The sequence below is a fragment of the Amycolatopsis sp. NPDC003861 genome (genome assembly GCF_053605405.1).
On sequence record NZ_JBSGJD010000315.1, the window covers coordinates 1 to 9611 of the forward strand.

The window sequence follows — 9611 nt, forward strand, 5'->3', positions numbered from 1 at the left end:
AATACCTGGGAAATAATCGAGGGGCGTCGTTGGTTTGTTTTTAGGTGTATAAAAACCCTCCTTACCACTCACGACAGCCGCGGCAGACTTCACAACAGGGGGATGACCGCGGTGACCGTCGTTCCCCCGCCCCCGCTGACGACGTCGAGCTCTCCGCCGAGCGCCTGCACCCGGTCGCGCAGCCCGGCCAGCCCCGTGCCGCCCTCGGCGTCCGCGCCGCCGACACCCGCGTCGGTCACCTCGACCCGCAGCTCCGCCCCCGCCACCTCGATCCGCACGTCGGCGCGGTCGGTGCGGGCGTGCTTCAGCGCGTTGGTCAGCGCCTCCGACGTCACGAAGTACGCCGTCGCCTCCACCGCCGCGTCCAGGCGCGGGACCGTGCCGACGGTCAGCGCCACCTCCATCGGGATCCGGTCGGCCAGCGACCGGACCGCCGCGACCAGGCCCGCTTCGGTGAGGATCGCCGGGCGGATCCCCCTCGCCAGCTCGCGCAGCTCGGTGATCGCCGTCTGCAGTTCGTCGACCGCGCCGGTGAGCAGGGTGCGGATCTCCGGCGGCAGCCCGGCCCCGGAGCGGCGGCCGGCCATCCGCAGCAGCAGCACCACGCTGACCAGCCGCTGCTGGGCGCCGTCGTGCAGGTCGCGCTCGAGCCGGCGGCGCTCCTCGTCGCCGGCCGCGACCAGCCGGGCCCGCGACGCGCGCACCTCGGCCAGCCGCTGTTCCAGCTCCGCGGTGAGCCGCTGGTTGTCCAGCACCAGCCCGGCGGCCGCGTTGAGCGCGTCGATCGACCGGCTGTCCTTCCACACCTCGTCGTCCTGCACCAGCGCGGCCAGCCCGGTGCCGTCGCGCTCCAGCAGCAGCCGGATCATCTCGGCGTTGCCGACCCGGGCCCGCATCACCCCGGTCAGGAACGCCAGCGGCCACAGGCAGAAGAGGATCCGGTACGCCTGCAGCAGCGGCCCGGACAGCGGGTGCGCGTCGCCGAGCGCCGTGCCCACCCCCGACGTCAGCGCGCCGGCCAGGGCGATGACCACCACCGGCGACAGCAGCCGCCGCTGCGGCAGCCGCCCGCTCAGCCACCGGTAGAGCAACACGACGATCACGCCCGCGCTGATCGCCGTCGCGGCCAGGTCCAGCACCCGGTCGGCGAAGGCGCCGCTGCCCGGCCGGAGCGCCAGCAGGTCGCGCGGGTCGTCGTCGGCCAGCAGCCCGACCAGGCCCGACCCGAGTACCACCAGGTAGGCCGCGGCGACCAGCAGCCGTTCCCACCGCGAGCGGAGGCGGCCGTGCGGGAAGGCGAGCACCAGGTGCGCGATCACCGGGCTGGACGCGGCGCGCAGCGGGACGGCGATCGTGTACAGCACCGGGTTGCGCGCGAACTGCAGGTCTTCGAGGAACAGCGCGACACCGGCCAGGGCGATCAGCACCCCGATCGGGTTGGCCGGGCGCCGCACGTGCGCGACCGCGCCCGCGAGCAGGAAGAGGAACCCGGTCGTGGTGCTGAGCGCGGTGTCGAGCGCCGAGTGGGTGCCGTCGCCGGCTTTGAGCGTCAGCGCGATGCTGCCGAGCGCGCAGCCGGCCGTCAGGAGCCCCGTCATCACCGACGTCCGCGGGTGCTGCACTTCGACGACCCTCCCGGTGGGCCTTGGCGGATGTGTGAAGCAGTCCGGCAACGGCTAACCGTGATTCGTCCGTTCGGGTCGTCGCGTTACACCACGCGGCTGCGCTTTAGGGTGATCGTGACGGGAGGCTGGACATGAGCGGACGCGGCCTGGGTGCGGACGTCTTCGGCGGGCGGATGCCGGCAGGCGGGCGGGACCTGGCGATCGAAACCCACGGCATCAAGCCGGTGCCGGAGGACAACCGGTTCGGCCGCCCGTGGCGGCTGTTCAGCGTGTGGTTCGCGCCGAACCTGACGATGACGGCGGTGTTCACCGGCACCCTCGCGGCGTCCCTCGGCCTCGGCTTCTGGACGGGCCTGGCCGCGATGCTCGCCGGCACTGTGCTCGGCTCGCTGCCGGTGGCGTACCTGTCGACGTGGGGCCCGCGCACCGGCACCGGCCAGCTCCCGCTGGCCCGGCTGCCCTTCGGCGGCGGCGTCGTGCTGCCCGGCCTGGTGCAGTGGCTCGGCTCGATCGCCTGGGACGCGCTGGTCGGCCTGTTCGGCGGCGAGGCCCTCGCCGAGCTGACCGGGCTGCCGTTCTGGGCGGCGGTGCTGATCGTGCTGGTGCTGCAGTGCGCGCTCGGCGTGTTCGGCTACGCGCTGATCCACCGCGTGCAGGCGGTGATGAGCGTGCTGCTGGTGCTGGCGTTCGCCGCGCTGGCCGTGAAGGTCCTTTCCGGACACCCGATCGCCGTCGCCGACACCGCGTCCGGCGCCGACCTGGCGGGCGGCGTCGTGCTGTTCACGACGATCACGTTGTCGCTGGCGATCTCGTGGGCGCCCTACGCATCGGACTTCAGCCGCTACCTGCCGGTGTCGGTGTCGTCGCGGGCGGTCTTCTGGGCGACGCTGCTCGGCCTCGTCGTGTCGTACGCGATCGGCGAAGGCCTCGGGCTCGCGCTGGGATCGTCCCTGGGCGACCACACGACGTCCGGGATCGCCCAGTTGCTCGGCGGCGGCTTCATGGGCGCGCTGGCGCTGGCGGTGATCGCGCTGGCGGCGGTGTCGTCGAACGCGATGAACGACTACAGCGGCTCGCTGGCGTTGCAGACGGTCGGCGTCCGGTTGCGGCGCCCGGTGTCGGCGGTGGTCGTCACGGTGCTGGCGTTCGCGCTGATCCTCTGGATGCACAGCGGCGATCTGTCGGCGAAGTTCGAGAACGTGCTGCTGTTCGTGTCCTACTGGATCCCGCCGTTCCTCGGCGTGGTGGTCCCGGACTGGCTCGCCCGCACCCGCGGCGGCCGGCGCGTCGACGTCCTGGCGTCGGGGTCGGTGCGCCCCTGGGCGGCGGTGGTGGCCTTCGTCGTGGGGTTCGGCGCCGCGGTGCCGTTCATGAACACGTCCCTCTACACCGGACCGGTCGCGGCGGCGCTGCACGGCGCGGACCTTGCGTACTACGTCGGCCTCGTCGTTTCGCTGGCAGCGTATTACGCGCTTCGCGGCCGCTCTCCGGTTGACCTCAAGTAATGTAGAGGTTTCACGATGGTGGGGTACCCCTCGAAGGAGGAACCATGCCCACCGCACTCGTCACCGGCGCTTCGGCCGGGCTGGGCCGCGCGCTCGCGGCCGCCTTGGTCCGTCGCAAGTGGACAGTCATCGGCGACGCCCGCGACGCGGCCGCGCTGGCCGCCGCCGCTCGCGAGGACGGCTTCACGGCCATCCCCGGCGACGTCACCGACCCGGCGCACCGTGCCTCGCTGGCCGAGGCCTGCCCTTCGCTCGACCTGCTCGTCAACAACGCAAGCTCCCTCGGCGTCAGCCCACTGCCGCCGCTGGCCCGCTATCCCCTGGGTGCCTTGGAAGACGTCTACCGCGCCAACGTCTTCGCGCCGCTGGCCCTGACGCAGCTGCTGCGGCCCGAGGTCGTGATCAACGTCAGCTCCGACGCGGCCGTGGAGGCGTACGAGGGCTGGGGCGGCTACGGCTCGGCGAAGGCGGCGCTCGACCAGGTGACCGCCGTCCTGGGGGTGGAGAACCCGGACCGGTCGGTGTACGCCGTCGATCCGGGCGACCTGCGCACGGCCATGCACCAGCGCGCGTTCCCCGGCGAGGACATCTCGGACCGGCCGCTGCCGTCGTCGGCGGTCCCGGCGTTCCTGCGCTTGCTGGACGAGCGCCCGCCGAGCGGCCGCTACCGCGCGGCCGACCTCCTGGTGCCGGCATGAACGTCCGGTTCGACCTCCCCGCGGACCTGTCGGCCTCGGCCCCGCCGGAGGCCCGCGGCCTGGCCCGCGACGAGGTCCGCTTGCTGGTGGCCTCGCCGTCGGGGGTCCACCACACGGCGTTCCGGTCGTTGGGCGCTCACCTGCGACCGGGCGACGTCCTGGTGGTCAACACGTCGGGGACGCTCCCGGCGGCGGTCGACGCTTTCCGGGCGGGCCGCCCGATCGTGGTCCATTTTGCGACGGTTTTGGACGACGGTTCGTGGATCGTGGAGCTGCGCGGCTCGGGAGGCCCGTTGCTCGACGGCCGCCCGGGGGAGCGCCTCGCGCTGGCCGGCGACGCGACGCTGACCCTGCTGGCCCCGGTGGTCCCGGGAGCGGCCCGGTTGTGGCGGGCTGCGGTGTCGGTGGACGTGCCGTCGTTGCTCGAGGCGGCGGGCCGGCCGATCCGCTACGGGTACGTCCCGCGGGCGTGGCCGCTGGCGGACTACCAGACGGCGTTCGCCCGCGAGCCGGGAAGCGCGGAGATGCCCTCGGCGGCCCGGCCGTTCACGCCGGAGCTGGTGACGCACTTGGTGACGGACGGTGTGTTGTTCGCGCCGCTCCTCCTGCACACGGGGGTGTCATCGCCGGAGGCGGCCGAGCCACCCCAGGCGGAGCGCTTCCGCGTCCCCCCGACGACGGCGGCGGTGGTCTCGTGGGTCCGGGAGCGGGGAGGCCGGGTGATAGCGGTGGGCACGACGGCGGCCCGGGCCCTGGAGTCGGCGGCCATGGGTGGCGAGGTCCGTGCGGCGTCGGGCTGGACGGAACTGGTCCTGGGGCCGGACCGCCCGGCGCGGGTGGTGGACGGGATCGTCACGGGCCTGCACGCCCCGGAGGCTTCGCATTTGTCGCTGCTGGAGGCGGTGGCGGGGGCGCAGGTCGTCCAGCGGGCTTACGACGCGGCGGTGGAGGAGCGGTACTTGTGGCACGAGTTCGGCGACGTGTCCCTGCTGCTGCGCCACTGATCGGGCCGGCCCGAACGGCACGCTGACGCCCAACCGGCACCCCAGCCCGAGGTTGTCCACAGCCCCTCCACCCTGTGGACAACCCCGCCCGAACCCCTACTGACCAGCCTCGACCCGCCGCCGCGACCGCACCAGCCCCGCGATCACCACCGCCGCGATCCCCAGGCCGATCCCGCTGACGATCGACGCCACCAGGCTGGCCGTTGCCGTCGCCAGGCCGAACGCGCCGCCCAGGTACACCGGGATCGACATCGCCACCGGCAGCCAGTTGCGCAGCAGGAACGCCCGGTCGGACGCCACCCACAGCACCAGTGCCACCGCCGCCCCGGTGAACACCGGGATCGCCCAGACGACGGCGCTGGTCAGCGCGTCCATCCCGAGTGACCGGAGCCACTCGAACGACGCCTGGCCCAGCCCGATGAACAACACGACCAGCGCCACGCGGACGCCGGCGGCTCCCTGGCCCCTGCTCGTCATGTCTTCCTCCCGAATCCGTGGTCCACCTGTACCACGTTCGGGTGACGTCGACGGTTGCCCGTTATGACACTTTCTTCCAACCGGGTGCGGAACCAGAACAGCTAGCGGCGGCCGACGGGGATGTCAAGAAATCTCACCGGGTGTCCCGGGATGCGGATGGCTATGCGCCTGAGTGGGTGACCGTGCGAACCTCCCCCGGACACCGACGAAAGGCGATGCTGACGTGCGCACCCCTCGGAGATTCCTGGCCTCGGCGCTGGCCGCCCTGACCGTCGTGGGAGTGCTCGCGGGCTGTTCTCGCGCCGACAGCGCCGCCGCGCCCGCCGCCAATCAGGGCGCCGCGACCGAAGTCCGCGTCGGGTTCTTCCCGAACGTCACGCACGCTCCCGCGCTCATCGGCGTCAAGAAGGACTTCTTCAAGAACGAGCTCGGCTCGACCAAGCTCACCACCCAGACCTTCAACGCCGGGCCCGAAGAGGTCAACGCCCTGCTCGGCAACTCCCTCGACGTCGCCTTCATCGGCTCCGGCCCGGCGATCAACGCCTTCACCAAGTCCAAGGGCGCCATCCAGCTGGTCTCCGGCGCCGTCTCGGGCGGCGCGCAGCTGGTCGTCAAACCGGAGATCACCGGTGTCGAGCAGCTCAAGGGCAAGAACATCGCCACGCCGCAGCTGGCCAACACCCAGGACGTCGCGCTCAAGAAGTTCCTCGCCGGCAAGCAGCTGACCGACCAGGTCAAGATCACCAACCTCGACAACCCGAAGACGCTCGACGCCTTCAAGAAGGGCGAGGTCGACGGCGGCTGGCTGCCCGAGCCGTGGGCGTCCCGGCTGGTCCTCGACGCCGGCGCGAACGTCCTGGTCGACGAGAAGACGCTGTGGCCCGGCGGCCGCTTCCCGACCACCGTCGTCATCGTGCGCAGCGAGTTCCTGCAGCAGCACCCGGACACCGTCCGCGCGCTGCTCAAGGGGGAGCTCGCCGCCATCACGTGGGCCAAGACCAACCCGGCGGACGCGAAGACCGTGGTCAACAGTGCGCTCAAGGAGCTGGCCGGCAGTACCCTGAGCGCAGCGGTCCTGGACCGCGCGTTCTCCGGCATCGAACTGACCACCGATCCGGTCGCGTCGGCGTTCCCCCAGCTCGCGCAGGACTCGGTCACCGCAGGCGTCGTGAAGTCGGCCGTCGCGCTGAAGGGCTTCGCCGACTTCGGTGCCCTCAACGAGGTGCTGAAGGCGCAGAACCAGCCCGCCGTCGTAGCTCCCGAACTGACCAAGTGAGAGGCAGCCAGCGATGACCACGACCCTCCCGACCGGCCGCACCAGTTTCACCGGCGCGGCAGCGGTGCGTCTCGACGGTGTCCGCAAGACGTTCGGCACGGCCGGCCGCGCGGTCGTCGCGCTCGACGGCGTGGACCTGACGGTCGCGCCCGGCGAGTTCGTCTGCCTGCTCGGCGCGTCCGGCTGCGGCAAGAGCACGCTGCTGAACCTGGTCGCCGGGCTGGACGCGCCGTCGGCGGGGGAGATCACGCTCAACACGTCGCGGCCCGCGGTGATGTTCCAGGAAGCCGCGCTGATGCCGTGGCTGACCGCGGCCCGCAACGTCGAACTGCCGCTGCGGCTGGCCGGCTTCGGCCGCGCCGAGCGCCGCGAAAAGGCGGCCGAGCTGCTGGAGCTCGTCCGGCTGAACGGCGCGGGGAGCAAGCGGCCGCACGAGCTGTCCGGCGGGATGCGCCAGCGCGTCGCGCTCGCCCGTGCCCTGGCCGCGACGCTGCGCGTCGGCGGCGACCCGGAACAGTCGCTCCTGCTGATGGACGAGCCGTTCGCCGCGCTCGACGCCATCACCCGCGACGTCCTGCAGGGCGAGCTGCTGCGCGTGTACCGCAGCACCGGCACTTCCGTGCTGTTCGTGACCCACGACGTGCGCGAAGCGGTCCGGCTCGGCCGGCGCGTGGTGCTCCTGTCGTCGCGGCCCGGGCGGGTCGTGCGCGAGTGGGCGGACGTGCCGCTCGCCGACGCCGAGGAGCTCACCGAGGAAATCACCGGACACCTGCGCGAGGTGATCAGCACCCATGCCGCAGCTTGACCGGTCCGCCGAAGCCGACCTGGACGCGGTCGGCGCCGGACTGGATTCGCTCGACGCCCCCGTCGGCGAACGCCGTCCCAGCTTCTGGAAGCGCTTCGCCTGGGGTTTCCTCCCGCCGCTGGGCGCGCTGGTCCTGCTGGTCGTCGTCTGGCAGATCCTCTGGGCGGCCGCCTTCTGGCCCGAAACCCAGCTGCCCGCGCCGCTGTCGGTGTGGGACGAGTTCTGGGAGCGCGTCGTCACCGGCGACGTGTTCGAGTTCGTCTGGACGTCGGTGCACCGCGCCGCGCTCGGCTTCGTCGCCGGCGTGCTCATCGGCACCCCGCTCGGCCTGGTCGTGGCGAAGGTCCGCGTGGTCCGCGCGGCGATCGGACCGCTGCTGACCGGGCTGCAGAGCCTGCCGTCGGTCGCCTGGGTCCCGGCCGCGATCCTGTGGTTCGGGATCAACGACGGGGCGATCTACTTCGTCGTCCTGCTCGGCTCGGTGCCGTCGATCGCGAACGGCCTGGTGTCCGGGATCGACCAGATCCCGCCGATCCTCCCGCGCGTCGGCCAGGTGATGGGCGCGAACCGGCTCGCCTCGGCCCGGCACATCCTCCTGCCTGCCGCGTTGCCGGGCTTCCTGGCCGGGCTCAAGCAGGGCTGGGCGTTCTCGTGGCGCTCCCTGATGGCGGCCGAGCTGATCGCCCTGTCCCCCCAGCTGGGCGTCGGCCTCGGCGCCTACCTGAACCAGGGCTCATCGCTCAACAGCATCGAGAAGGTCATCGCGGCGATCTTCTTGATCCTGCTGGTCGGCGTGGGGATCGAGCTGCTGGTGTTCCGCCCGCTGGAGCGCGCGGTGCTGCGGGCGCGTGGGCTGACCTCTTCGCTGTAGAAATTTTGTCGAAGCCGAGTTGCCGGCGTCGACGTCTCCTTCGATCGTGTTCGAGCGAAGGAGTGAGCGATGGTGGTCGCGGTACTGGTGGCTTCGGTGGCGGCGTTCGTGGTGAGCGCGGCCTGGTACACGGCGTTCGGGCGGGTCCGGGCCCGCTTGAGCCCGGCGGGCGCGGCCGCGGCGTCGCCGTGGCGGATGGGCGCGGAGTTCGTGCGGACCGTGGTGCTGGTGACGGCGTTCGCGCTGCTCACCGGCGCGGTCGGGGTGGACGGCGTTCCCGGTGCGCTGGGGTGGGCGCTGCTGGTGTGGGCCGGGTTCCCGGCGGTGATCCTGGCGGGCTCGGTGCTGCACGAGCGGGTCCCGGTGGGCCTGGCGGCGTTGCACGCGGGCGACTGGCTGGTGAAGATCGCGGTGGTGGCGGTCCTGCTGGGGGTGTGGCGATGACGGCGCTGTTGCTCGACGGGATCGCGTTCGGCGAGTCCCCGCGCTGGCACGACGGGCGGCTCTGGTTCGCCGACTGGCTGGCCCACGAGATCGTGGCGGTCTCGCCGGCGGGCGAGCGCGAGCCGGTGTTCCGCGCGGACTTCCCGACGATGCCGATGTGCTTCGACTTCCTCGGCGGGCAGCCGCTGATCGTCTCTTCGTCGGACGGTCTCCTGCTGCGGCTCTCGGAGTCCGGCCTGACGACCCACGCGGACCTGGGCGGCACCGGTTTCAACGAGATAGTGACCACGCGCACCGGAGGTAGTTACGTCAACGGCGGCGGCTTCGACCTGATGGCCGGAGAGCCGTACCGCCCGGGAGCGATCCGCTACGTCGACCCGGGAGGCAGGGTCCGCACGGTGGCGGAGGACATCGCCTTCGGCAACGGCATGGCCCTGACCCCGGACGGCTCGACGCTGATCGTGGCCGAGTCGTACGCAAACCGCCTGACGGCGTTCACGGTGCTTCCGGACGGCGGTCTGACGGACCGCCGGGTGTGGGCCGACCTCGGCGACGGGGTACCGGACGGCATCGCGCTGGACGCCTCGGGCGCGGTCTGGGTGTCGGACGTGCCGCACCGGTCGTGCACGTTGGTCCGGGAGGGCGGGGAGGTCGTGGAGAGGCTGACTTTCGACCGCGGGTGCTTTGCTTGCGCGTTGAGTGAGGACACGTTGTATGTGGTGGTTCAGGAGTGGCGCGGTTTGGCGGGGGTGGGGGAGGGGGAGCGGACGGGGCAGGTCCTGACCCACCCGGTGTCCGTGGGGCGGGCTTGAGTTGTGGTTCCGGTGGGTGCCCACCACCCCGAAGCTCGATTGTCACTACGGCCGGTGGTGCCGGGTCAATGCGGGGAATATTGCTTATACCCGC

Annotated in this window: 10 protein-coding genes; 8 read left to right on the forward strand and 2 right to left on the reverse strand. The window is 72.1% G+C overall.

Annotated features, from left to right (window positions below):
• Window positions 1–89: 89 nt before the first annotated feature.
• Window positions 90–1598, reverse strand: coding sequence for a sensor histidine kinase (locus tag ACWEVN_RS42985; RefSeq protein WP_452055121.1), 1509 nt, complete (start codon window positions 1596–1598; stop codon window positions 90–92).
• 158 nt (window positions 1599–1756) lie between these two features.
• Here ACWEVN_RS42985 and ACWEVN_RS42990 point away from each other — a divergent pair, with 158 nt between their 5' ends.
• Genes ACWEVN_RS42990 through ACWEVN_RS43000 form a run of 3 tightly spaced genes read left to right on the forward strand, consistent with a single transcriptional unit; the run spans window position 1757 to window position 4832 of the window.
• On the forward strand, window positions 1757–3130 hold the full coding sequence (locus ACWEVN_RS42990) for a purine-cytosine permease family protein (RefSeq protein ID WP_452055122.1): 1374 nt from the start codon (window positions 1757–1759) through the stop codon (window positions 3128–3130).
• A 44-nt stretch (window positions 3131–3174) separates the two neighbouring features.
• The gene (locus ACWEVN_RS42995; RefSeq protein WP_452055123.1) at window positions 3175–3828 is read left to right on the forward strand and encodes an SDR family NAD(P)-dependent oxidoreductase; all 654 of its coding nucleotides are present in this window, start codon (window positions 3175–3177) and stop codon (window positions 3826–3828) included.
• Window positions 3825–4832 (forward strand): S-adenosylmethionine:tRNA ribosyltransferase-isomerase, encoded by a 1008-nt coding sequence (locus ACWEVN_RS43000; RefSeq protein ID WP_452055124.1) that lies wholly within the window; start codon window positions 3825–3827, stop codon window positions 4830–4832. The genes ACWEVN_RS42995 and ACWEVN_RS43000 overlap by 4 nt, the downstream gene beginning before the upstream one ends.
• 96 nt (window positions 4833–4928) lie before the next feature.
• Here the strand turns inward: ACWEVN_RS43000 and ACWEVN_RS43005 are convergent, their stop codons facing one another.
• A complete protein-coding gene (locus ACWEVN_RS43005; RefSeq protein ID WP_449685881.1) occupies window positions 4929–5309 on the reverse strand; it encodes a hypothetical protein in 381 nt (126 codons plus the stop codon).
• Window positions 5310–5532: 223 nt separating this feature from the next.
• On the opposite strand from ACWEVN_RS43005, the gene ACWEVN_RS43010 reads away from it, so the two are divergent.
• The 5 genes from ACWEVN_RS43010 (at window position 5533) to ACWEVN_RS43030 (ending at window position 9517) form a co-directional block, all read left to right on the forward strand.
• Complete coding sequence (locus tag ACWEVN_RS43010) at window positions 5533–6585, forward strand: ABC transporter substrate-binding protein (RefSeq protein WP_452055125.1); 1053 nt, start codon at window positions 5533–5535, stop codon at window positions 6583–6585.
• A 13-nt stretch (window positions 6586–6598) separates the two neighbouring features.
• Complete coding sequence (locus ACWEVN_RS43015; RefSeq protein WP_449685879.1) at window positions 6599–7390, forward strand: ABC transporter ATP-binding protein; 792 nt, start codon at window positions 6599–6601, stop codon at window positions 7388–7390.
• On the forward strand, window positions 7377–8261 hold the full coding sequence (locus ACWEVN_RS43020; RefSeq protein WP_449685878.1) for an ABC transporter permease: 885 nt from the start codon (window positions 7377–7379) through the stop codon (window positions 8259–8261). Before ACWEVN_RS43015 ends, ACWEVN_RS43020 begins: the two co-directional genes overlap by 14 nt.
• A gap of 69 nt (window positions 8262–8330) precedes the next feature.
• Window positions 8331–8705 carry a DUF1761 domain-containing protein gene (locus ACWEVN_RS43025; RefSeq protein ID WP_449685877.1) on the forward strand — a complete coding sequence of 125 codons (375 nt, stop codon included), beginning with the start codon at window positions 8331–8333 and terminating at the stop codon, window positions 8703–8705.
• The gene (locus ACWEVN_RS43030) at window positions 8702–9517 is read left to right on the forward strand and encodes an SMP-30/gluconolactonase/LRE family protein (RefSeq protein WP_449685876.1); all 816 of its coding nucleotides are present in this window, start codon (window positions 8702–8704) and stop codon (window positions 9515–9517) included. The genes ACWEVN_RS43025 and ACWEVN_RS43030 overlap by 4 nt, the downstream gene beginning before the upstream one ends.
• The last annotated feature ends 94 nt before the right edge of the window (window positions 9518–9611 follow it).